A 24,440-nucleotide genomic window follows, 5' to 3' on the forward strand; every position below is an offset into this window, starting at 1 on the left:
ATTATACCCTACAGGACGGGGGCGCACAAAAGGAAGATCTTCTACTTCCGGAGCGGGATCCGGGCCGCCCATGTGGCGGCTTGCAGCAGCAGGGTCTGCACCGCCGGATGGCGGAACGTTGGCTCATGATGTCCCGGCATCAGGTAGACGACCCGTCCAAGGCCATAGCTATGGCACCAGCCTGCCGGCCACCACTGTCCGCCCGCCTCGAATTCGAGCAGCACCGTCTTCTCCGTAAACGGGTCGAATTCGTAGCGATACGGCTCTTCTTCCAACGCAAAGCTCTCGACCCCTTCCGTTATGTCGTGCTCGCGCGTGCGGAATTCGAGCGGTCCGTATGGCGGATGTCCGGCAAATCTGGCGCCGATCAATTGGGCCAGTTCATTCCGGTTCGCAAGGGACACACCTGTATGCAGAACAATGAGTCCGCCGCCGCCGGCGACATAGCTGAGCAGTCCGGCCGTCTGCTGCGGAGAAACCGATTCATTCCACAGCTCATTATATCCGATGCATAGATCGTAGCCGCTCAAATTTTCGCTCAGCAGCATTTTTTTATTTTCCGTACACTGGACGGTCATCAGATCATTTAATATATGGCTAATTTGCTTATCCACACCCTGAAGCGGATGAAACCTTGGATGTGTGTATTCGCCGAGTAGCAGACATTTTCTTTTATCCATAAGGGCCTCCTCGTTTGGTATCCGTAGTCGATCAATTCATACTGCCTATATTTTAAGGAAAATGATGCCGGATGTCCATTCAAGGAAAAGGGGAACCGCTTCCACCGGGCCAGGCAGCACGATATAAAAAGAGCATTCCCGCCGGGTTACGACGCGGAAATGCTCTGTTCTCTTTGGCATAGAGGGCCGGTCCGCTAGCTGCGGGCGGCCAAATAGCGGCCAAGCTCCACGATCATGCTGCCCATCCGTTCCTGCTCCGGCATGATGATCCGCTTAACCCCCGCCTCCTTCAGCGCATCGGCCGTAATCCGTCCCACCGCAACCGCAAGTACTCCGGTCTCAAAAGCGTGAATCATCGCCTGCAGCTTGCCGCACCCGAGAGCATATTCGGCCAGAAAGCGTATCTGCGGCGCGCTGGTGAACGCAACGGCATCGACCTTTGCCTCCGTTATCTCAGTCAATAACCGTTCAAGATCCTCCTGATTCGGAGGCATATGCCGATAAGGCAGTACCTGCCGAACCGCCGCACCGGCTTCTTCAAGCCAGGCGTTCAGCCGTGGCGCGGGATCGCCATGCAGTTGAAGAATAACCTCCTTGCCCCGGAGATCGAACGGAGCAAGACCACGGATCAGACCGGTAGTGCTTCCATCATCGTCGCGGACGTCCGGAACAAGCCCTCTTTTCTTCAGCGCGTTTACCGTCTTGTAGCCCCGGGCCGCGATCATCGAGCCTGCCAGAACTTCCTGCAGGCGCCCCTCGATTCCCATACCGCCCGCCATTTGGAACAGCGCATCCAGCCCCATGCCCGTTGTCAGAATCGTCCAATCCGGAGGGTTGCGAGTCCAAGACTCCAGCCCTTGACGAAGCTCTTCGTCGTCCAGAAACACGGTACCCTGAGCGGGCCGCAGCAGCGCGGTACCGCCCATGTTGCTTACCAGCTTCGTCAGTTCCTCCGATTTGCGCGGACCGGCAAGGGCGACGGTGATGCCTGTTAGTTGATCTGCCATGATGCTGCCTCCCTTTTTTCTCTCCTTGCTTCCTGCCTAACAGTATACTTGCAAGAAGACTCAAAAAGGAAGCTCTAGCTCGCTATCCCATTTGGGCTTTCCTCTTCCTCCGCAGTATTTCCGGCTTCAGCCAGTTCATCGGAAAGCTTATCTGCTGTGGCGGTATCATACAGCTTGAAGCGGCTGACCAGATCTTGCAGTTCGTCGGCCAGGCGGCTGAGATCCGACGATGATGAGGCGATTTCCTCAACCGAGGCGAGCTGCTGCTGCGCTGCGGCCGAAATCGTCTCCGTATTTGCTGAGGTTTCCTGAGAAATGATGCGGATAACTTCCATCGCCTGTTCCATGCCGTCCGCTTCCTGCGACAGGGTGCGACCCCCTTCGCACATCGCTTCGATTTTTTCCGCCGCTCCCTTGACCGCCCTGCGGATCCGCGAGAAGGAACGACCGGTCGTGTCGACTGCCATAATCCCTTCGGAGACCTTCTCTTTAGCATTGTTCATCGTTTCTATAGCTGCCTTCACTTCACTGTGAATGGAAGAAATGACTCCCGAAATTTGACTGGCCGATTTCTCCGATTCCTCGGCCAGCTTGCGGACCTCCGTAGCGACTACCGCAAAACCCCGGCCATGTTCCCCGGCTCTTGCGGCCTCGATGGAAGCGTTAAGCGCCAGCAGATTCGTCTGCCGGGCAATACCACTAATGATGCCAACGATTCCTACGATGCGACCGCTGCGTTCATTCAGCTTGTCGATGACGGCTCCCAGTTCCTCGACCGTCTCGTGAATCGAGTTGATTTTGTCGACAACCTGAATGACTGAATCGTTGCCCTCCGCCGCTGAGCGGGTAGCCTTATCCATCATCACTGATACTTCATCCATATTGGCGGAAATGCTCTTTACTTCTGCGGTAGTCGCGACCGAGCCTTCCATCCCTTTATTTATACTCTTAACCTGCTGCTCGTTGCCGTAAGCCACTTCCTGAATGGCAATGGTCACATGCTCGATCGCCTTGGTCGTCTGCTCGGCGCCGGCCGTCAGCTCCGCCGCTGAGGAAGATACATTGTCGGTCATTTCCTGCACGCCAAATATCATCTCCCTAAGACTTGCGACCATAGTTTTGAAGTTGGAGGCCAGTTGGCCGATTTCGTCCCGTCCGAAGGATCCGATATCCTGGGACAAATCCCCCTTGCTGATAACTTCCGTCGCTTTGCTGAGTCTGCTCAGAGGCAAGAGCAGGGAACGTATGATAAAGAAAATCGGAACCATCCCAATCAGTACAGAGACGAAAATGACGATTAGGGCGGTAGTGCGGATACCATCTGACGCGCCGGTAATTTCACTGGTGTTGATTGTGCCGGCGATTCTCCATCCGGTCAGCTTATTAACCATGTATGTGAGGCTTTTCTCCTCGCCATTAAAGGTATATTCGAACGTGCCGGAGCCCTTCTCGAACATTCTATTTACAAAATCCCGGGAAGATACCTGACCAAGGGGTTCCGTAGGATGCACCACGAACCTTTTGCCGCTGTCCATAATCAGGATATAACCTTTCTTGCCGACCTTAAGATCGACCAGTCCCGCGAGCTGCTTCAAATTCAATTGGATAACAAATACGCCATTTCCGTCTTTGAGCACAGAGGACAAGGAGACAACCGTCTCTTTATTTGCGTTATTAAAAACCGGAGAGATCACTACGCCCTTTCCCTTTTTGACGGCGCTCACATAAGCATCTTCACTGCGAGGGTCGTACCCGCTGGGCAGAGGGGTATCGGAAGCTTTTATAACTTTCCCCTCGTTTGTCGCCACGTATGCCTCCAGCACATCAGGATGCATCGCCGCATATTCCTGCAATCTGTCTTTCAGTTCGGCATAGCCTTCCCCGTCCGTCTTGCTGTTAGCCGTGGCTGAGGAGACGGCATCGACAAAATAATTTACGTCATTTATTTTAGACTGGATATTCGAATTGATGATCTCATTGACAGCCGTAATACTTTCCTGCGCATTATTGATAAGCTGATCCGTTACTGCGCTGCTGGCTGTCCGATAGGTGAGCATTCCGATGATGATGCCCGGTACCATCAGTACAATCAGATAGGTAGCAATTAATCTTGTGCGCAGAGTCAAGCCGGCCTTGGCTTTCTTTGGCATTTTGTCTGTTCCCCCATTCAGATGGATAAATTAGGAAGTAAAAAATTGAGTAATATAATGTTATATCGGCAATGATTATCTATAATTCTACTGTTTCTCTGGGATTCCCTCATAAAAATATCCAGTGGATCCATAAACGGACACAAATAGGGCTTTTCGGCCCGACTGACCGGAAAGCCCTATATACTCTTTGCCTTAGCATGAACGGCAGAAGTCAGTTAACAACTTTATTTTGGCAAGCAGAACAGATGCCTCCAAAGACCACATGCGCATGTCCGATGGTATAACCAGTTTCCTTAGCGACGGCCTCCATCCAATGCTCCGGCACATGACTCATCACCTCATCCACCGCTCCGCATCGCTCGCAAATAATATGCTGGTGGTCGTCCATTCTCGCATCGTAACGGCTGGCAGCCTCTCCCAGCTTCAGTTCTCTGATCAATTGTTTATCCGCGAGGTAGCGAAGCGAATTGTAGACTGTGCCATAGGCAAGGTTATGCCCCCTCTCCACCAGGCGGTTCATAACCTCCGCCGCGGTCGGATGGTCATGCGATTCGCGGACTATATCGTAGACGGCTTGGCGTTGGGAAGTCAGATTAAGATGTCTCACTTCGATCATCCTTACTTTATTTTTAGATCAAGTATAAATCGTTGGCGTATTCCGGTCAACATTCTGATCTCAAGCCCGAACAAGACTTCAGGTTGTCTGAGAACCGTAATTGTTACTAAAAATTCGATTGTTTTCGACATTTTTCTGCAACATTCTTCAGTATTTTTCAGCTAAAATAAGCAAGAGCCGCAATTGGAACGGCCACTTTATGCAAGGAGCTCCTGATACTGCCATGATGATAATAAAAATGATCAACAGCCTTTTTGCTAACTTTTGTATACTTGTTACTTTTCTTTTCCTGTCGGGCATGTTGTCCAAAAAGTATGCCGTTATCGGCCGTTCCACCACCAGGGCTTCCAGCGTCGGCATCGGACTGCTCTTCGGACTGTTCGGCATGATCTTGATGGAGTATTCCTTTCCGGTTGGCCCGGGTACCTTTGCTAACATCCGACATTTGACAATTGTTATCGTGTCCGCCTATATCGGCTGGCTGCCTGCCATAATTTGTGCGGCGGTCTTAGCCTTAAGCCGGGTTCTTATCTATGGCTTGATGTACTCTTCAGTAACGGCGAGCGTCTCCCTGCTGCTGATCGGTCTCTGCTGCAGCGGGATTTCCGCGCTCCGCTGGTCACGAATGCGCAAGGTTATGATCGGAAACCTGATCAGTATGGGGATTTGCTTCGCAACACTTGTCGCCAATCTGGGAGACCTCAAAATCATTATGGAATTCTTTCCGCTGCAGCTTGGCGTCACTCTTGCCGCCGGACTGGCCGTTTATTATGTAGCCGAATATATTCAACGTTCCAACGATTTGTATGCCCAGCTTGAAGTGCGGGCGGCTACGGACTATCTGACCAATCTCAACAATTTGCACCAGTTCCACCGCCATTTGGACACGGAGATGGCCCGGGCCGAGCGGCATGGGGAAAGTCTGTCGCTGCTCGTCATCGATATCGACCATTTCAAGATTATTAACGACACCTACGGCCATCCGGCGGGAGACGCCGTTCTGAAGCAGTTGGCTCGCCGTCTCTGCAATCATTCCCGGTCTTATGATATCGTATCCCGCAACGGCGGGGAAGAATTTACGATCCTGCTTCCCGACTGCCCGCTCCATCAGGCGCAAAAGGCCGGAGAACGCATCCGGGTCGCTGTCGAGAATGACCGCTTCTTGCTGCCTTCGGGCAATAAGATCCATCTCACCGTATCCATCGGGGCTGCATCCTATCCGGAAAATATACAGGATGCGGACGGAGACCTGCTCAGCCAATATGCGGACAAGGCGCTGTATGCAGCCAAGAACTCGGGGAGAAATAAAGTTTGTGCCGCCGACCCATACGGGGTAGGCTGAGTGCCATTTAACGAATGTCATCCTAATCTGACCCGCCGTCTGAACGGGAAAAGACCTCCTATCAATCGCAACTGCCGGGCCGTTTTGCATGATAAGCCTCGCAGCGAAGTTTCTTTTACCTAATTAGTGGTAATTACTGAAATGACGATTGTATAATATAAGGAGGAATACGGGATGGACCCAGAAAACAAATGGCCGGAAAGTCTGCCCAAGCTGCCGGAATCGCTGTGGAGAGGAACGACGGAACTGCCTTCTTTTCCCCGGCTCGCGGAGGACCACGCCACCGACATAGCCGTTGTAGGCGGCGGCATAACAGGAATTACCACGGCATATCTGCTGGCGGAAGCCGGCTGCAAGGTAACGCTGCTGGAAGGAAGCGAGCTGTTCGCCGGCACTACGGGCTTTACAACTGCCAAGATTACGGCGCAGCACAGCCTGATATATGCCGACCTGCTGAAGCATTTCGGCGAACACGGCGCCCAGTCCTACTTCCGCTCTAACAGCGAGAGCCTGGAATGGATCGTACAAACGGCTGAGAAGCTCGGCATATCCTGCGGCTTGGCGCGCGAGGATGCTTATTTGTACAGCAATCCGGGCGACACGAAGATGCTGAAACAGCTGGAGGATGAATTCGAGGCTTACCGCAAGCTGGGACTGCCCGGGGAATGGGTGGATTATGTATCGCTGCCTATCCGTATTGGAGGCGGGATCAAGCTTCCTGGACAGGCCCGCTTCCATCCTTTAGCCTACCTGAAGGGACTGCTTCAGGCCTTTCTGGACAAAGGCGGAATCGTCTATGAGCACACCACGATCAGTAGAGACGTGGAGAATGAGAGGGGTCTGACGCTCTTTACCGAACGGGGACAGCATCGCATTAAGTGCCGCCACGCCGTATCGGCCTCCCACTATCCCTTCTATGACGGGGGAGAGATGTATTTTGCCCGCCTGCATGCGGACCGCGCGTACTGTTTGGCTTTCGAGCCCGAAACCGACTACGAAGGCGGCATGTACTTAAGCGTCGGCGAGCCCCGGCGGTCCCTTCGCGCAGTAGAGTGGGAAGGCAGACGATTGGTCATTGCCGCCGGCGAGAACCATAAGGCGGGACAGAGCGGCTGTACGATCAAACATTATGAGAATCTGGAGGTTTTCGCCGGAGAGCTTCTGGGAATCCGCCGGATTCCTTACCGTTGGTCCACACAGGATCTGGTTACGGTCGATCGGGTCCCTTACATCGGCAAAATATCCGAAGACAAGGAAATCTATGTCGCCACCGGCTTCGCTAAATGGGGTATGACGGCCGGCACGCTGGCGGCGCGGATGATTGCCGATCAGATTCAGCGCAAACCGAGTCCCTATACGGAGCTTTACGATCCGTCCCGGTTCAAGGCAAATCCGGGCATCAAGAATCTTCTGGTGCAGAACGCCAATGTCGCCAAAGAGCTTATCACGGGCAAGATGGAGTTCACGCTCAAGAAAATTGACGACCTGGGACTGGACGAAGGCGGAATCGTCCGCCATGATGGAAAGCGGGTCGGAGCATACAGGGACTCCGAAGGCGGTGTTCATCTCGTGGACAGAACATGCACGCATATGGGCTGCGAATGTGAATGGAACGAGAGCGAACGCTCCTGGGACTGCCCGTGCCACGGCTCCCGTTACTCCTATGACGGTGAAGTAATTGAAGGACCGGCGACCCTGCCGCTGGCCAAACCGGACCTGTAGAGCAAGTCAGACGCTTGCCGGGTTAACAAGGGCAGGAAACTTATTAGTTAAAGGAGCGGAAGCAGACAAATGGAACTTAGAGGAAAAACCGCAGTCATTACCGGCGCCGGCAAAGGCATCGGCAAAGCCCTGGCCCTGGCGCTCGCCAAGGAAGGCGCCAATCTGGGACTGATCTCCCGGACCGCCGCCGATTTGGAGGCTCTAAAAGCCGCCATCACCGAAGTATATGATGTGAAGGTAAGTATTGCCGTAGCCGATGTATCGGTCCGTGAAGAAGCAGAGCGCGCGGTTGCCGCAATTCAGAACGATCTTGGCACGTTTGACGTCCTGATCAACAACGCCGGCGTTGCCAATTTCGGCACTCTGGTAGATATGGACCCCGAAGAGTGGAAACGCCACATCGACATCAACCTGTTCGGCGTCTACTACGTTACCCGCGCCGCGCTGCCTTCCATGATCGAGAATAAAGCTGGCAGCATCATTAATGTCTCGTCAACGGCCGGAGAGCGCGGCTTTGCCACCGGCTCCGCCTACTGCGCGTCCAAATTCGCGCTGATGGGCATGACCGAGGCGCTCTTCCAGGAGGTGCGCAAGTTCAATATCCGAGTTACTGCTCTGACGCCGAGCACGGTTAATACCCCGCTAGCTGTAAATGCGGGCCTGCCGATCGGCGACGAAGACCGGATGATGCAGCCTGAAGATGTCGCCGAGCTCGCGCTGACGGCGCTGAAGCTGCCGGACCGCGTATTCATCAAGACGGCGGGCATCTGGACGACAAATCCGCAATAAGCTCTTGCCCTAGCCCTTCATCCATTCTTAGCGGGAGGTTTGAAGCTATGCTCGTAGTCACAAATACGATTAAGGTCAAGGAAGGCGCCGGAACGGCGTTGGCCCAGAGGTTCGCCGGCGCAGGCGGCGTGCAGGATATGCCGGGCTTTGTACGTATGGAGGTATGGCATGGCAGCGCCAAAGAGGGCGTGGAAGAACTGAAAATCTGTACGGTGTGGGAGAACGAGGAGGCATTCAAAGGCTGGACGTCCAGCGAAGCCTTCCGACAGTCCCACCGGGGAGCAGGCGGCAACGAGTCTATTCTCGGTGCTTCGCTCGATAAATACGACCTGCTTTTCAGCCGTACTCCCGGCCAGTAAACCGGGGCGGCTAAGGCCCGGCAGAAACAAACAAGCGCAGAAACGCTTTCCCTAAACAGGGATGGGCGTTTCTGCGCTCTTTTTACTATATGGCCGCTTTACCGAGAGGCTTGCACACCAAGAGGCATGCATTCCCGGATGAACGCCGCGATTAATCGTCACCGCCGGATTGCGTTTCCGGGATCTTAGGACAGCTTCCCGGCCAGAACGACAGCTGGCCCAGGAGGACAGTAATTGCCGGAACCAGGAACGGACGCACCACGAACGTATCGAGCAGCACGCCGAGCGCCGTAATGACGCCGAACTGCACCAGTACCTGGATCGGCAGCGTCGCCAGAACGGCGAAGGTGCCCGCCAGAATCAGACCGGCCGAGGTGATGACCGCGCCCGTCTCGCTTACACCCTCCGAAACAGCCTGCTTTAGCGGCATGGTTCTGCTTTTTTTCCAGATGTTCGAAATCATGAAGATGTTGTAATCCTCGCCCAGCGCCACCAGAAATACAAAGGAATACAGCGGAATCGCTCCCTGAATGGCATCCACGCCAAGCAGATCATGCAGAATCAGCCAGCCAAGGCCAAGCGCGGAAAAGAAGGACAGGATGACCGTCGCCACCAGATAGAGCATAGCCGTTACGGATCTTAAATACAGAAGCAGCAGCAGCGCGATCATACCGATAACGACCGGGATAATCAAATCCATGTCCCTGTTCCCGACTTTCCGGTTATCGTACTGCTCCGCCGTCTGTCCGCCGATCCAGACCTTGTTCCCGGGGCCAGTCACCCCAGCGTCATCAAGCGCCTGCTCCACTGTTGCCCGCAGCGCGGGAATATAGTCCATCGCCGCCCGTGAATACGGATTGACCTTGAATTGAATCTCATAGGACTTGATATTCCCGTTTACCGCCCCCGACTGCGGGTCGGACACCGAATCCACATAGGAAAGAGAAGACAGCACGGATTTCATATCGGCGGCAGCGGCCTTGCCCTCCGTATCGGCCATGAGAGTGACCGGCGCAAGCCCGCCGGGTGTGAACTGGCTGCCGATCAGATCGAAGCCCTGACGCGATTCCATGTCCTTCGGAAACGAAGACAGCAGGTCATACGTGAACCGGATTCCGCCCGAGGAGGAAGCCAACACCCCAAGGCCGATAAGGGCGGCGCCCACCACCGCCCAAGGCCGTGTAACGACAAGTCTGCCGATCTTTCCTTTCCGCGAAATCTTTTGCCGGGGATCCGGCTTGCCTTTGGCGGCAGCCCGCTCTTTCTCCATCTCCGCTGTGCGCGGAATGAACGGATAGAAAGAGCCTCTGCCGAAGATCGCCAGCAGCGCCGGAACCAGCGTCAGGCTGGCCAGAGCCATGATGAGAATCGATAGGCTGAAGGGAACCGCGAAGCGGTGATAAGCTCCGAACTTGGCTAGCAGCAGCGCCAGCAGCGCCAGAACGACGGTAAAGCCGCTCATCGCAATCGCTCCGGAGGTGCCTGTGATGGCTTGAAGCAGCGCCCGGCCCGGACTCCGCTCCTCTTTAAGCAGCTGCCGGAACCGGGCAATCAGGAACAGGCAGTAATCCGTGCCTGCTCCGAACAGCAGCACGGTCATAATCGATACCGCCTGCGAATCAACGATGATGATGCCCTCCTGCGCCAGCTTGCCAAGCAGCGGACTGGCCGCGCCGTATGCGAATCCAACCGCGACAAGCGGAATCAGCGCCAGCAGCGGCGAACGGTAAATGAGCAGCAAGAAGACGAGCACAAGAATAACCGTGGCAATCAGCAGAGAGACGTCGGCGTCCTTGAATAAACCGACGGCGTCGATGGAGATGCCTACCGGCCCGGACACACGGAGCGTTAGGTCGCCGCTGGCAAGGTCAGCGGCGGAAAGATCGCGGCCGGTCTCTGCCTTCACCGCTTCCTTCAGCTGCGCCACACTATCCCCAAGCTGGTCGCTGTCCGCCGCCTTGTCGAAGATTAGCGGCGTCACGAGCGTGCTGCCGTCTTTGGAGAGCTGGGCCTGAAGCGCTGCGGGAGGCAGCTGGCCCAGCGGAGGAACAGAGAGAAGATGCGGCAGCGGCTTCTTTTCCAGCGCGGTGTACACCGCGCCGATATGTACAAGATCTTCGGCGCTTATTCCGCCTTGGCGATGCCACACCAGCAGCGCCGGAATGCCGCCGCCGGACGGAAACTCTTGCTGCGCCAGCTTTTCAGCCTGCACCGATCCGGCATCCAGCGGCAAATTGGCGGCGTTGTTCACAACCTGCGAATTGACGCCGGGCCATGCCGCGCTGAGTACGCCGACAGCAAGAATCCATACGGCCAGCGTCACCCATCTTCCAATTCGGCCAGATACCCATTTCCCATAACCTTCCATATATTTCCTCCCTCTTAATTTCCAATTAGCCCCAGCTTGAACCGCAGGTTATATCATTTACGCGTATCCGGCTAGCCAGAGCATTGACTCATGAATAACGCCCCTCTGTTCACAGCAGCCGGTTGGCCATGCGCCAGAGAGGCGTTCTTTTATTAGGTTTGAGCAAGGCTGTAAGAAGCCCGTTTAGCCGGCATCCGAAAGCTCCCCGTCCGAGAACTGGCTGTTATACAGATCGGCGTAGAATCCGCCCTGTGCCAGCAGCTGTTCGTGAGAGCCCTGCTCGATGACGGTGCCGTGATTCATCACGAGAATCAAATCCGCATCGCGGATGGTTGATAGACGGTGGGCAATAACAAAGCTGGTTCTGCCCCGCATCAGCGTGTTCATCGCCGTTTGAATCTGTACTTCCGTCCGGGTGTCGACGCTGCTTGTGGCTTCGTCCAGAATCAGTATCGACGGGTCCGCCAGAATGGCGCGGGCGATGGTCAGCAGCTGTTTTTGACCCTGTGAAATATTGGAAGCCTCTTCATTTAGAACGGTGTCATAGCCCATCGGCAGCGTACGGATGAAGTGGTCGGCATGCGCGGCTTTGGCCGCCCGCACAACATCCGCTTCGGTTGCACCTTCGCGCCCGTATGCGATATTGTCGCGGATCGTGCCGTTAAAGAGCCAGGTATCCTGCAGCACCATGCCGAACCGGGCGCGGAGCTCGCTGCGCTTCATATCGGTAATATCCACACCGTCGATCAGAATCTGGCCGCCGCCCAGCTCGTAGAACCGCATCAGCAGGTTTATCAGCGTGGTCTTGCCCGCTCCGGTCGGCCCTACAATCGCGATGGTCTGTCCCGGTCTGACCTTAATGTTCATATCTTCGATCAGTATGGCATCTTCCTTGTATCCGAACTTCACATGGCGGAACTCAACCGCTCCCTCCTCAGGGCCGGTCTTTCCGGCCAAGGCTGCTGAGGCTTCCGCCACCTCCTCTTCCTCGTCCAGCAGCTCGAATACGCGTTCGGCGGAAGCGATGGTGGACTGAATAATATTAGCGATATTGGCCGTTTGGGTAATCGGCATCATGAACTGGCGCGAATACTGGATGAACGCCTGGATGTCGCCGACCTCGATCATTTTCTTGGTGACAAAAATCCCGCCGACCACGCAGACCAGCACATAGCCCAGGTTGCCGATGAACATCATCAGCGGCATAATGATGCCGGACATAAACTGTGCCCGCCAACCGGAATCGTAGAGCTGCTCGTTGATCCGGTCGAAATCCTTGAGCGACTCCCGCTCCCGTCCGAACGCCTTGACGATCCGGTGGCCCGTATACATCTCCTCGACATGGCCATTCAGCTGGCCGAGCGATTTCTGCTGGCCGACGAAATACGTTTGGGAACGCTTGGTGATGCCCATAATCACGACAAAGCTGAGCGGCAGCGTAATGATCGTGATGAGCGTCAGCCATGGGCTGATCGTCAGCATCATAATAATGACCCCGATAATCGTAATGATCGATGTTATAAGCTGGGTCAAGCTCTGCTGCAGCGTCGTGCTGATATTGTCGACGTCGTTGGTTGCGCGGCTTAAGATTTCCCCATGCGTCCGGGAATCGAAATATTTCAGCGGCAGCCGTTCCAGCTTGCTGTTGATCTCTTCGCGCATGTTGAATACGACACTCTGCGCCACGCCGGCCATAACATACTGCTGCACGTAGCTGAAGAGAGCGCTCAGCAGATACAAACCGGCCAGGATAAGCAAAATTTCATTAATATAGCCAAAATCGATAGCCGCTCCCGGCACGCCCTTCATTCTGCTAAAGACACCTTCGAACAGCTTCGTTGTCGCCTTGCCCATAAGCTTCGGGCTTAAGATGCTGAATACCGTACTCAGGATAGCCGTAATCAATACGGTCAGCAATTGGATTTGCATCGGACGCAAATACCCGACCAGACGCCGCAGCGTTTTTTTGAAATCCTTGGCTTTTTCCGGGGGCAGCATCATGCCGCCTCCTCCGAACCCGCCTGGTCCTCTCCGTGCCGGCGGCTGCGCGGGACGCTTGTACTCCTGATTGTTGTCACTCATGCGATTTCCTCCTCTGACAGCTGCGAAGACACGATTTCACGATAGACATCGCTGCTTGCAAGCAGTTCGCTGTGGCTGCCGATACCGGCAATTCTGCCTTCTTCCAGCACGATAATCCGGTCCGCATCCATAACGGTACTGACCCGCTGGGCGACGATCAGCACGGTCGATTCAAGCGTCTCCCCTTTGAGGGCGGCCCGCAGCTTGGCGTCGGTCTTGAAGTCGAGCGCGGAGAAGCTGTCGTCGAACAAATAGATTTCCGGCTTTCGCACGAGCGCCCGAGCGATGGAGAGCCGCTGCTTCTGTCCGCCGGAGACGTTGCCGCCCCCCTGGGCGATTTCCGAGTCAAAGCCGTCTTTCATTTCGGATACAAAATCCATAGCCTGTGCGACTTCTGCCGCATGCCGGATCTCTTCATCCGTAGCGTCTTTCATGCCGTACCTGATATTGTCGTTCACGGTGCCGGTGAACAGCACTGCCTTCTGCGGCACATAGCCGATCTTGGCGCGAAGCTCTTCCTGGGTCAGCTGCCGGACATCGTCCCCGTCCACAAGCACTTCGCCTTCAACCACATCATAGAAGCGGGGAATAAGGCTGAGCAAAGTCGATTTGCCGGAGCCCGTCCCGCCAATGATCGCCGTCACCTCTCCCGGTCGTGCGCTGAAGCTGATATCCGATAAGGCCGACTGCTCCGCTCCCGGGTAGGAGAACGAAACGTTCTTGAATTCCACGAAGCCGCGAAGAGCCGGTTGGGGCGGCTGATCCGCAAGGGAGGTCTTGACTTCGGGATCGGTGATTTCCGGCACCATATCAAGCACTTCATTGATGCGAATGGCGGAAGCCGAAGCGCGCGGAATGAGCACGAACATCATGGAAACCATAATAAGGGAGAACATGATCTGCATAGCATATTGAATGAACGCCATAAGCGAGCCGACCTGAAGTTCGCCGTTATTAATCCGGATGCCGCCGAAGTAGAGAATGCCGATCATAGAAAAGTTCATGACGAACATCATCATCGGCATAAGCAGAGCCATGATCTTGTTGACCTTGATAGCCGTATCCGTTAAGTCTCTATTGGCCGCGCTGAAACGCTTCTGCTCATGCTGAATCCGGTTGAAGGAGCGGATGACGCGAATGCCGACCAGATGCTCGCGCAGCACCAGATTCAGCTTATCCAGCTTGAGCTGGTTCGCCTTGAAGAGCGGCAACCCCTTAATGCCCACGTAAGAAATCGCCAGAACGAGCACCGGTATGACGACGGCAAAAACGAGCGAAAGCTTGGCATTTTCAGACACCGCCATAATAATGCCGCCGATCATCATCATCGGAGCGCCGACCATCATCCGCAGCATCATCATCAGCACCGTCTGTACCTGGGTAATGTCGTTCGTTGTCCGCGTAATGAGGGAGGCAGTGCCCAGCTTGTCAAATTCGGTCAGCGTAAAGTTCTCCACATGACTGAACACCCGCGAACGCGTGTTGCGCCCAAAGCCCATGGCTACTTTGGCCGACAGAAAGCTGGCAATGACGGAACAGAGCGCACCGCTGCCTGCCACCAGCAGCATAAATCCGCCGATTTTCCAGATTAGAGCCCGGTCCTGCTGCACAATCCCTTTATCTACGATGTCGGACATCAAGGTAGGGAGGTACAGATCGCCCATCGACTGCAAAAATACAAGCAGAAGAATTACGGCAATCGGCAGCGAAAAAGGCTTTAATTGTTTGAATAGCTTAATCATTGTTCTCATCTCCGTTCGTTGATAACCGTTCAAGGTCAAGCGTATGATCCTGCTCCTGGAGGAAGGTGTGAACTTTTATAAGAAGATCCGCCAGCCGGTTGCTGTCTTCTTCGCCCAGATAATCCACGAGCTTGCTTAAGGTCGCGTCCCTATGCTTTTTCGCCTTTTTCGCAACCTCGCAGCCCCGTTCGGTCAAATTGACGCGCACCACTCTCCGGTCCTCCGGGTCTGCCTGCCTGAGTACCATTTCCTTGACTTCGAGGCTGTTGATGAGTTGGGTGACTGTAGGTGGTGTCAGCCCAAGCAAACGGCTAATTTCCGATACCTTCAGCCCCTGCTTTCCAAAATGGGTATTTCTCGCGATACACATCATTAATGTAGTCTCACTGGGTTTATTGCCTTCCGCTGCATGCCTCCAATGCGCCTTATGCAACTGCTGTAAAGCGAACAGCAGCTTGTGAGGCACTTCGTTGTTATCGTCTTCTATCCCAATTGTTGTCCCTCCATATCCGGTGTCTTGCCGCTCAATTTAATTAGTACATCTAATAATTATATAGTTTATTATTTAGGCATACTAATTATATTTTCGCCTCTTTCCGTTGTCAAACTTTGAAATCGCTATCATCATTACGACTTGACATATCAAGAGCTAAGTGTTTATTTAAGGAAGCGCTCGTAAAAAAGACCCTCCCGCCATTCTGGCGAAAAGGTCTTTGGATTATTGGTATTGAAGGGGCTAATTCATCGTTCTCCTCGAATTGGAGCCATCACTCCTATGGCGGCTGCTGCTCTTGCGGGTGCGAAGATTCTCCATCATTTTGTTCTGCGCAAGCAAGATATAACTGTCGAGGCGTTCGCTTAGCTCAACAACGGTACGATCGCTGAGACTTCGCTCCTGGGCAACCTCCAGCAGCTCGCATCTGAGACTCTCTATAGTTATAGACAATTCTTCTTCCCTGTATTCTCTCAGCACTGCGTCACCTTCTCTCTATTACCTACTAAACTCTATTATAATTCATGATGCCAAAAAAATATATTTTGCAAAAAAAGAAAAATATGTCGATGATCCAACTTTTTCATGATAACCGCTTATCCGTCCAGCGCCGTTACCTCTCCTTAAGCAGGCCACGAGCAAAGGCGATCCACTCGCGGGCGGCAAAAGACAGGTAACGGTCTCTTCGCCAGATCATACCAAGCTGCCACGGGATGGCCGGCTCGGTCATTGTGATTACGGAGATACGCGAACGGTCCATGTCGCGGCAGATCGTCTGCGGCAGCAGCGCGATGCCCAGCCCGGCGGCCACCATCTGGGCGATCAGATCCCACTGGGCACTCTCGTATACAACCATGGGCTGGAACCCCGATTTGACGCATTCGGCGATCACGCGGTCATGCAGGGCGAAGTCCTCGCGGAACAGCACGAACTCCTCATCCTTCAGCTCTACCAGGGGAACCGAGCTTCGCCCTGCCAGCCGGTGTCCGAAAGGGACCAGCAGCTCCAATCTTTCTTCGGCAAAAGAGAAAATATGAAATTTGTCTTCGCTGACAGGAAGAACAACGACTCCGATATCGAGCACGCCGGTCTCCACATCATTTTCCACTTTTTTCGCCCCGTCCTCGTACAGCCGGATCGTGACGTCCGGATATTTATGGTGAAATCGGCCGATCACCGCCGGAAAGAAGTTGGCCCCCACCATGGGCGGCAGGCCGATGCGGATATGGCCCTGCTTCAGGCTGCGCAGGCTGTCCAGCTCGGAGGAGAGACTGTGGAAGGATTCAACGATATTCTGCGCTTTGGCGAGCAGAATCTCGCCCGCGTCGGTCAGCTTAATGCTCTTGCCCTCCCGGTAGAACAAATCCGCTCCGAGTTCCTCCTCAATCTGCCGGATCATCTTGCTGACAGTGGGCTGGGTTATATATAATGATTTGGCCGCCTTGGAGAAGCTGTTCAGACGAGCCGCCTCCACAAAATACTGCAACTGCCTAATGTCCAAAGAGTCAATCCTCCTATATAGACAAAATGAATATCATCCATTCGATATATTCATTTTACCTATGTAAATAATTGTTGTAAAATTTCAATATAGCTTGAAAGGGGCGGGCCTTATGAGAAAACTAATGATTGGAATGCTGCAAGTAGGTGCGCTGACCGTATTCTCCCTATTAATGAGCGAACTTAGCTCTTGGTTACATCTTCCGATTCCCGGAAGCATTATCGGCATGGTGATGTTGTTCATCCTGCTGGAAACCGGTGTCATCCGGCTAAGCTGGGTGGAAGCCGGGGCATCCTGGCTGCTGGCCGAGCTGCTGCTGTTCTTCGTTCCCTCCGCTATCGGTGTTATGAAATACACATCATTGCTTGAGACAGACGGTCTCAGCTTACTGGCGATTATACTGGCCGGCACTTTTATCGTTATGACCAGTTCGGGACTACTCACAGCCCTTATCTTCAAAGCCAAGGAGGGAAGACATCATGCTGACCGGACTTCTGTTTCTGGTTCTGACTCTAGGAGTTTATCTGATATCCAAACGGATTTACGCGGCCAAGACGAAAATGTACTTGTCACCGCTGATCATTACGCCGCTGCTAATTATCAGCTTCCTGCTGATGACGGGCGTATCCTTTGATTCCTACAATGCGGGAGGCAAATGGCTCACCGACCTGCTTCAGCCGGCAACCGTCGCCTTTGCCATCCCTTTGCATAAGAACTTCAAGGTGCTCAAAAAGCACGCCGCCGAGATTGCAGCAGGCGTGCTGTCAGGTACGGTAATGGCGGTTATATCCTCCGTTCTCCTGGCCAATTGGCTGCACCTCAGCAGCAATCTGGCAACAAGCCTGGTGCCCCGGTCGGTAACTACGCCGATCGCCATGAACATCTCGCAGAGCATTGGGGGCATACCAAGCATTACGGCCGTATTCGTCATTATGACCGGCGTACTTGGCACGCTGATGGGACCGACGGTCCTTCGCCTCTTCCGCATTGACAATGAAGTTGCGCGCGGAGTATCGCTGGGAACCGCCGCGCACGGTATGGGCACTTCCAAAGCCTTCGAGCTGAGTTCGCTGACCGGAACCATTTCCAGTATCGCGATGATCCTGACCGCGCTGTTTACGCTCAGCGTAACGCCGGCTCTACTCGCGGTCTTCCTCCGCTAGGCCGCCCCGGCTTGGGCCGCAGACACACGCTTCAAGCAATAGCTTAAAGCGGAGTGTCTTTTTTTTGCCACCGCTCTTTGAGGAGACTTACAGCTTCACCGGCACTTCCTTGCGGGCCGACTCCAAAGCCGCGCAGGTGACCTTAAGCGTCTTGTAGGCATCCGCGTAGTCGCTGAGTATCCCGCTGCGGTCGCCGGTGCGGACGGCATGGAGGAACGCCTCGCTCTCCGACACGTAGGGATTGCCGCTGCTGGCGTATTCGGTGCTGTTCCCGTCCCGTACCTCCAGCAGACGCTGCGGATTCCAGTCAAGCAGCCCGCGGTCATTGTAGAAGCTGAGACCGACCTTGCCCACCTCACCGGGAAGGACGCATGTATTGGAGATACTCGCCACAATGCCGCTCGCGAGCTTCAGCGATACCGTGCCCACATCTGCTACGCTGACGCCGCTCCGTTTCTCGTGCATAACCCGGCTGCCGAACATCGCATACACCTCGGTTACATCACCCGCCAGGTAGCGCAGCAGATCCACAATATGCGTCGTCTGCTCGATGAATTGTCCGCCGGACCGCTCCTGGTCGCGCCACCACGCCGCTTCCGGCATACTGCCCATCCACTGCCCTACGACCATCCCGATTTTATCGCCCTTCAGCAGTTCTTGTAGCCGCTTGACGTTCTCCTGATAACGGAAATGATAGCCTACGGAGGTCAGGAGTCCGCTCTCCTCGATATCCTGCAGAAGACTGGCCGGAATTTCCGTGCTGACCCCAAGGGGCTTCTCGACGAAAAAAGGAATGCCTCTTCGAATCAGCGTCCGCTCAATCGCGCCATGCACCCCGGGCGGCACACAGATGTAGACGGCGTCCAGCTTATGGGCGTCCAGCATTTCCGCAACATCCCCGTATCCCTTGGCGGCGTAGTGCCGCGCCATCTCCTCAGCCTTGTCTTTGCCGGTACCGCAGACCGCCAGAAGCTTGACTTCCTTCATACCAACCAGCAAGTCGGCATGCACCTTGGCGAACCACCCCGTCCCCACCATACCGATGTTAAGCGTCATTTCCACATCCCTCCGTTTCCCGTAATCATCATTTTTCAAAATATAAGAATTTATAGGTTTCACGCTTATCACTGGCCTTATATTTCTACGAGAAACGCACTTGTGTCCTCTGGGGCGCCGTCAGGCGTTTCTTCTTGTGAAGATTATACTGCGTTATCCAAGTACCCGGTAGTCTCTCCATTCCTCCGGCAATAGCCATACATACGGTGGCTGCAAAAAGCGGTCGTCGGCCAGCAGGATCACACCGGTATCGCCTTCACTGCGAATGAGGCGCCCTCCTGCCTGCAGCACCTTACACATACCCGGATACACGTAGGCGTAATCAAATCCGTTCTTGCCCTGAGCGCCGAAATATTCCCTTAGCAGGTTGCGCTCCAGTCCAAGCTGGGGCAGTCCGACGCCGACAACCATCACACCGCCGAGCCGGTCTCCCGGCAAATCGACCCCTTCCGAGAAAATCCCGCCCAGCACGGCAAATCCCAGCAGCGTCTCCTCGTTGCCAAGGCGAAAAGCTCCAAGAAACCTCTCCCGTTCCTCTTCGCTCATTCCGCTTCCCTGCACCAGCGTCCTGATCCCGGGCAATATGGCGGCAAAGGCATCGTATACTTTCTGCAAATACTGGTAAGACGGAAAAAAGACCAGATAGTTCCCTTTCCGGGCAACCATCGCCGCCAGCGCCTCCGAGAGCGGCCTAAGCGAATCGTCCCGGTCGCGAAACCGCGTCGACACCGGCAGTACGCCGACCTCCCACTGCTCTTTACGGAAGGGAGAAGGAATCGTGAGGCTGTAATCGTCCTCGCCCGCGCCGAGCATTTCCCGGTAATAATGGAGGGGCGACAGCGTCGCCGAGAAGAAAATCCGGCTGCGGAAGACCTTGGAGGACTGCGTCAGCAAATGCGACGGGTCCAGATTGAACAGCTTCAGGAAGACATCTCCTTTTTCCGTTTCCGCATAAGTGATGTAGCGCTCGTCATACATCTTGCAGGCGCGCAGCATCGCCTGGGCGTCATAGTAGGCGTCAAGCAGCCCGTCCTCCTGATCCCCTTCCGGGAGCAGCGCCGGGGCAGGGCCGAGCAGTTCACGCTCCGCCTCCTGCACGAACGCTTCCAGCAGGCCCGGCAGTTCCCCGGGATAAACGCTCCATTTGCCCGAACCACTCTGTTCGCACTCTTTGCGCAGAGCGATGAACAAGGCGTTTACGCCCCCCGCTGCAGCGCTGAGCGCGCGGTTCTGTCCCTTATAACGACGCTTCAGCGCCAGGAACGGCGCTTTACGCAAACCCGCCGAGAACATCTCCCGGCCGCGGTCGACCAGATTATGCGCTTCGTCGACAAGCAGCGCCGTATCCTTCTTCCGCTCCTCCGCTAGCCGCTTCAGGCCGATGCGGGGATCGAAAATATAATTGTAATCGCAGATTACAGCGTCGCTTGCATACGCCGCGTCCAGCGACAGCTCGAACGGGCATACCGTATGCTTGCGGGCGTATTTTTCCAGAACATGGCGGTCCATCAGCGTTTCGCTCCGCAGCATATCCATCAGCGCGCCGTTGATCCGGTCATAGTACCCATCGGCAAAAGGGCAATAGTCAGCCCCGCAGAGCCCCTCCTCCCGGAAACAGGCCTTTTCTTTGGCCGTGATCGTGACCACATGCAGATGAAGGCCGCAGGAGGACATCAGGGCAAAGGCATCTTGCGCGGCCACCCGCGTAACGGTCTTGGCTGTCAAATAAAACAGACCGCGCAGCAGTCCCTCTCCCATCGCCTTGACCGCCGGAAAAAGGGTGGACATCGTCTTTCCGATGCCCGTCGGAGCCTGAGCGAACAGATTCACACCGTCCGCGATGGACTTATAGACAGCGCCGGCCAAACGCCGCTGTCCTTCCCGGTAGGCCGGGAACGGAAACTCTAGCCTGCGGATGCTTTCGGTCCTGCGCTCCCCATGGTGGAGCAGCAGAGCCGCATAGGGTGCATACGCCGCCGCCGTAGCGCCCGCAAAAGCCGCTGCCTCGCCGGCGGACACGAGCCGCTCGAAGCTCCGCTGCTCCCCCGCCCTGCTGTGCACGTATGTAAGCCTAACCGTGATACAAGGAATATCCTGTTCCAATATAATCATATGTGCATACATTAAAGCCTGAGCCCAGTGCACCTCACGGCCCTCCTCCGGCAACTCCGGCGCTCCGGTCGACTTGATTTCCTCGACGGTAAGGCTCCCGTCCTCAGACAGCAGCAGTCCGTCGCAGCGTCCGAAGACGGCGATAATCAGGTCATCGCAGGGAATTTCCGCGCTGAGGTACACTTCCTTGCGGTCGACTTCTTTATACTGCTGCTGAATCTGCTGGTGTATGCGCGTCCCCTCCGCCAAGGAAGCGGCGCTGCGAAAGCCCGATTCAAGGCTACCGCTGCGGTACACATACTCTACAAGCGTTCTTACTGAAATCGTTACGACGGAAGTCAAGGCAAGTCCCTCCTTTCCACAACTTTCCGGCTGTTTCCGCTACGATTTTCTTTGATTATCGCGCTTCTCTTCTTCTATAGCTCTATTCCTCGCTGAAAAAGTGAACAGCGCCTGAAAGCATGCCGCTTTGCACCTTTTGGCGCACTATTTCTAGTTTTGACATTCCGTTTACATAACGGCATAATGGATTTTGTTACGATGGCGATTTATTGTCTTTTATGCCGTATCGCTTTAGGCGGAAACGGCGTTTAACATCTAGAAAGAAGGCGGTGCCGTGTCATTTATTAACGTTAAACGGTGGTTGAATAAACCTTTTATTTTTTTCACCATCATGTTTATTCTTAAGAGCTATTTGGCCTGGGCGGTTATTTTCAATAATCTGCTGCCATGGAAGTCGCTGCTTACCGAGATTCCCTTTGCCTGGGCGTTATTCTGCATTATCGAGCGTTTCGCGTCAAAGCGTAAGCTTGGCTATTATATGACGGTTAACCTGCTGGTAACGGCGATTTTTTTCGCGGCTATTATGTATTTCAAATATTACGGCGTCATCGTAACCTATCATGCAGCCGAGCAGGTCAATCAGGTGACCGCCGTCCGCAACAGCGTATTTTCTCTGATGGACCCTTATTATCTGCTTATTTTCGCCGATGTCATCGTACTGGGATATTATTTTCTTTTTAATCGGAACGGCCGGATTTACAAAAAGGAGCAGATTAACCGGGGACGCGGCAGCCGGAAATTCTCGGCTCTGTTCGCCGCATCGCTGGCGCTGTGTCTGTTCAATGTGCTGCCGAATAAAGCCAGCATGAACGAAATCAAGAAAGCGCAGGAGATGGGCATCCTCAATTATGAGGCCTATACCATCTTCGCTCAAGAAAAAATCGATCTTGTGAGGGCCAGCGATATTACACAGGAATCCATCGATTCGGCCAAGGGAATCAGCGCTCCCGCAAACCCGAAGCTTCAGGGCGCGGCCAAGGGCAAGAACCTGATTATCCTGCAGATGGAATCGCTGCAGAACTTCCTGATCGGACTTAAAATCGACGGCAAGGAGATCACGCCGAACCTAAATGCCGTGATGAAGGAAAGCTTGTATTTCCCCAACTTCTATCAAATGGTGGGCCAGGGCAACACCTCGGATGCGGAGTTTGTCGTCAATACGTCCTTTTACATCCCTCCCCGGGGCGCGGCCACCCAAATGTACGTCGACAAAGTTCTGCCGAGCCTGCCCCGGCTGATGGAGAAAAATGGCTACCAGACGGCCACCTTCCACACGAATGATGTAGAGTTCTGGAACCGCGGGGAGCTGTACAGCTCGCTCGGATGGGGCAAATATTACGATCATCAATTCTTTGGCGACGAGGACACCTTCTTCTTCGGGCCTTCCGATGAGATGCTGTACCGCAAAACAACTGCCAAGCTGAAGGAAATGAGCGCAAGCGGCCAGCCGTTCTACGCCCAGATCATTTCCATGTCGTCCCATCATCCGTTTACAATTCCCTCGGAGAAATACAAGATGAAGCTGCCGGAGCGTTATGAAGGCACCTTTGTCGGCGACTATATTCGGGCGCAGAACTACGCTGATTACGCTTTTGGCCAGTTGGTTCAGGAGCTAAAAGAGACCGGCCTTTGGGACAGCAGCTTGATTATGATCTATGGTGATCATATGGGCCTGCCGATTTACTCGCTGGACCATGACGACAAAGAGCTGATGACCGAGATTTACGGCCATGAGTACGGGTATGCGAATATGACCAATATTCCGCTGATTATTCACGGCGCTGGCAGCGCGCAGCCGCAGACTCTGGAGCAGGTCGGGGGAGAGATCGATATTATGCCGACCGCCGCCAATCTGCTTGGCGTATCACTGAAGGATCATCTGCATTTCGGCCAGGATATCATTAATCAGAACTACAACCTTCTGCCCGAGCGTTATTATTTGCCTACCGGCTCGTTTATCGCCAGCTCCGGACTGCTTATTCCCGGCAACAGCTTCGAGGACAACACCCAGTATCCTATCGCGCTTAGCAGTAAGCCACCCGCCGCCACGGAGGATGAATACAACCGGGCGCTTCGGCTGCTGCAGCTCTCTGACAGCTACGTATCGCAGCTGCCCGTGAAGAAAACCGAATAGGCTGCACTCCTTAATCAGCCGGCTGCGCTTTTTGCACAGCCGTACTGCGTAAGAAGCCGCCGTTCAGAGATAAGCGTTAGTCCCGCATCGACGCCAAAAACCATGCTCCTCTTACAGGGCATGGTTTTTGGCCGTCTACGGAAACTACGGTTCCTTTCCGGCTTCTAGAAAGGCCAACGCGCTTAACGCTCCTGCCTTTCCAGCATATCGTAATACTCGGCGAAATGCCGAAGCTCCTCAGGCGTCAGAATCGACAGATATTGATCCAGCGAGATCAGGGAGCGGCGCTGCCCTTCAGTCCGAATCTCCTCCCCCTTGTCAGTGAGCGTTACCACTACGGCTCTACGGTCATTCTCGTCCGGCTCCCGGCTGATCAGGCCTACCCCTTCCATGCGGTCAAGCATGACCGTAACCGCACTGGATTTCACTTCCATCCGTTCGGCAAGCCGTACCACCCGGGCCCTTCCCTCGTTAGCGATCATATTCAACAAAATAAACTGGGGAAACGTCAGTCCAAGCTCCGCTTGCAGACCGATCCCCGAGATTATTTTTCGCTGCACCCTCCACATGGATAGTCCGATTTGTTCAACAAGCGGATCAATCTGTCGCGACATTTGCATTTCAGCTCCCGTTTCATTGTTATAGTTCCAGCGTATCATTTTGCCCAGTTCCCACACAAGATTCCATCTCATTATTTCCACTTAATTAACGCGCCAATGGCACGCCTGATTCTAGTACAAATTACTTACGTGACTAAAGTAACGAGTGTTCTTGATAAA

At 54.4% G+C, this 24,440-nt stretch carries 19 protein-coding genes and 1 pseudogene; 7 read left to right on the forward strand and 13 right to left on the reverse strand.

What is annotated here, in order from left to right:
* Positions 1–41: 41 nt before the first annotated feature.
* From KP014_RS01320 to KP014_RS01335, 4 genes are all read right to left on the reverse strand, one after another.
* Complete coding sequence (locus tag KP014_RS01320) at positions 42–680, reverse strand: ThuA domain-containing protein (protein ID WP_036592653.1); 639 nt, start codon at positions 678–680, stop codon at positions 42–44.
* Positions 681–874: 194 nt separating this feature from the next.
* On the reverse strand, positions 875–1,687 hold the full coding sequence (locus KP014_RS01325; protein ID WP_036592654.1) for a uroporphyrinogen-III synthase: 813 nt from the start codon (positions 1,685–1,687) through the stop codon (positions 875–877).
* A 74-nt stretch (positions 1,688–1,761) separates the two neighbouring features.
* Positions 1,762–3,837, reverse strand: coding sequence for a methyl-accepting chemotaxis protein (locus KP014_RS01330; protein ID WP_051499727.1), 2,076 nt, complete (start codon positions 3,835–3,837; stop codon positions 1,762–1,764).
* A gap of 214 nt (positions 3,838–4,051) precedes the next feature.
* Positions 4,052–4,447: a Fur family transcriptional regulator gene (locus tag KP014_RS01335; RefSeq protein ID WP_036592656.1), complete on the reverse strand. Its 396-nt coding sequence runs from the start codon at positions 4,445–4,447 to the stop codon at positions 4,052–4,054.
* 232 nt (positions 4,448–4,679) lie between these two features.
* On the opposite strand from KP014_RS01335, the gene KP014_RS01340 reads away from it, so the two are divergent.
* The 4 genes from KP014_RS01340 to KP014_RS01355 all read left to right on the forward strand — a co-directional run bounded on the left by KP014_RS01340 (position 4,680) and on the right by KP014_RS01355 (position 8,668).
* Positions 4,680–5,798, forward strand: coding sequence for a diguanylate cyclase (locus KP014_RS01340; RefSeq protein ID WP_175491785.1), 1,119 nt, complete (start codon positions 4,680–4,682; stop codon positions 5,796–5,798).
* A 174-nt stretch (positions 5,799–5,972) separates the two neighbouring features.
* Positions 5,973–7,520: an FAD-dependent oxidoreductase gene (locus KP014_RS01345; RefSeq protein ID WP_036588842.1), complete on the forward strand. Its 1,548-nt coding sequence runs from the start codon at positions 5,973–5,975 to the stop codon at positions 7,518–7,520.
* Between the two features lie 69 nt (positions 7,521–7,589).
* Positions 7,590–8,309, forward strand: a complete 720-nt coding sequence (locus KP014_RS01350; protein WP_036588845.1) for a 3-ketoacyl-ACP reductase — start codon at positions 7,590–7,592, stop codon at positions 8,307–8,309.
* Between the two features lie 47 nt (positions 8,310–8,356).
* A complete protein-coding gene (locus KP014_RS01355; protein WP_036588848.1) occupies positions 8,357–8,668 on the forward strand; it encodes an antibiotic biosynthesis monooxygenase in 312 nt (103 codons plus the stop codon).
* A 151-nt stretch (positions 8,669–8,819) separates the two neighbouring features.
* On the opposite strand, the gene KP014_RS01360 is transcribed toward KP014_RS01355, so the two are convergent.
* The 6 genes from KP014_RS01360 to cidR all read right to left on the reverse strand — a co-directional run bounded on the left by KP014_RS01360 (position 8,820) and on the right by cidR (position 16,854).
* Entirely contained in the window at positions 8,820–11,036 is a 2,217-nt protein-coding gene (locus tag KP014_RS01360; RefSeq protein ID WP_036588850.1) for an MMPL family transporter, read from the reverse strand.
* 183 nt (positions 11,037–11,219) lie between these two features.
* Positions 11,220–13,118: an ABC transporter ATP-binding protein gene (locus KP014_RS01365; RefSeq protein ID WP_036588853.1), complete on the reverse strand. Its 1,899-nt coding sequence runs from the start codon at positions 13,116–13,118 to the stop codon at positions 11,220–11,222.
* The gene (locus KP014_RS01370) at positions 13,115–14,860 is read right to left on the reverse strand and encodes an ABC transporter ATP-binding protein (protein ID WP_090833828.1); all 1,746 of its coding nucleotides are present in this window, start codon (positions 14,858–14,860) and stop codon (positions 13,115–13,117) included. Before KP014_RS01370 ends, KP014_RS01365 begins: the two co-directional genes overlap by 4 nt.
* Positions 14,853–15,326: a MarR family winged helix-turn-helix transcriptional regulator gene (locus KP014_RS01375; RefSeq protein WP_051500446.1), complete on the reverse strand. Its 474-nt coding sequence runs from the start codon at positions 15,324–15,326 to the stop codon at positions 14,853–14,855. The genes KP014_RS01370 and KP014_RS01375 overlap by 8 nt, the downstream gene beginning before the upstream one ends.
* 270 nt (positions 15,327–15,596) lie before the next feature.
* Positions 15,597–15,833, reverse strand: coding sequence for an aspartyl-phosphate phosphatase Spo0E family protein (locus KP014_RS01380; protein WP_090833829.1), 237 nt, complete (start codon positions 15,831–15,833; stop codon positions 15,597–15,599).
* Positions 15,834–15,966: 133 nt separating this feature from the next.
* On the reverse strand, positions 15,967–16,854 hold the full coding sequence (gene cidR, locus KP014_RS01385; RefSeq protein ID WP_036600789.1) for a cidABC operon transcriptional activator CidR: 888 nt from the start codon (positions 16,852–16,854) through the stop codon (positions 15,967–15,969).
* A 112-nt stretch (positions 16,855–16,966) separates the two neighbouring features.
* Between cidR and KP014_RS01390 the strand changes: the two are divergent.
* Positions 16,967–17,323: pseudogene (locus KP014_RS01390) on the forward strand (CidA/LrgA family protein); the annotation flags it as partial.
* Positions 17,324–17,333: 10 nt separating this feature from the next.
* Complete coding sequence (locus tag KP014_RS01395) at positions 17,334–18,017, forward strand: CidB/LrgB family autolysis modulator (protein WP_081949645.1); 684 nt, start codon at positions 17,334–17,336, stop codon at positions 18,015–18,017.
* Between the two features lie 87 nt (positions 18,018–18,104).
* Here the strand turns inward: KP014_RS01395 and KP014_RS01400 are convergent, their stop codons facing one another.
* Complete coding sequence (locus KP014_RS01400) at positions 18,105–19,073, reverse strand: Gfo/Idh/MocA family protein (RefSeq protein ID WP_036600791.1); 969 nt, start codon at positions 19,071–19,073, stop codon at positions 18,105–18,107.
* 153 nt (positions 19,074–19,226) lie between these two features.
* On the reverse strand, positions 19,227–21,527 hold the full coding sequence (locus tag KP014_RS01405; protein ID WP_036600793.1) for an ATP-dependent DNA helicase: 2,301 nt from the start codon (positions 21,525–21,527) through the stop codon (positions 19,227–19,229).
* A gap of 331 nt (positions 21,528–21,858) precedes the next feature.
* Here KP014_RS01405 and KP014_RS01410 point away from each other — a divergent pair, with 331 nt between their 5' ends.
* The gene (locus KP014_RS01410) at positions 21,859–23,661 is read left to right on the forward strand and encodes an LTA synthase family protein (RefSeq protein WP_051500451.1); all 1,803 of its coding nucleotides are present in this window, start codon (positions 21,859–21,861) and stop codon (positions 23,659–23,661) included.
* 182 nt (positions 23,662–23,843) lie between these two features.
* Here KP014_RS01410 and KP014_RS01415 read toward each other — a convergent pair whose 3' ends face one another.
* A complete protein-coding gene (locus KP014_RS01415; protein ID WP_090833830.1) occupies positions 23,844–24,353 on the reverse strand; it encodes a MarR family winged helix-turn-helix transcriptional regulator in 510 nt (169 codons plus the stop codon).
* Positions 24,354–24,440 lie beyond the last annotated feature (87 nt).

It is taken from the genome of Paenibacillus sophorae (genome assembly GCF_018966525.1).
In the GTDB taxonomy this organism is placed as follows: domain Bacteria; phylum Bacillota; class Bacilli; order Paenibacillales; family Paenibacillaceae; genus Paenibacillus_AQ; species Paenibacillus_AQ sophorae.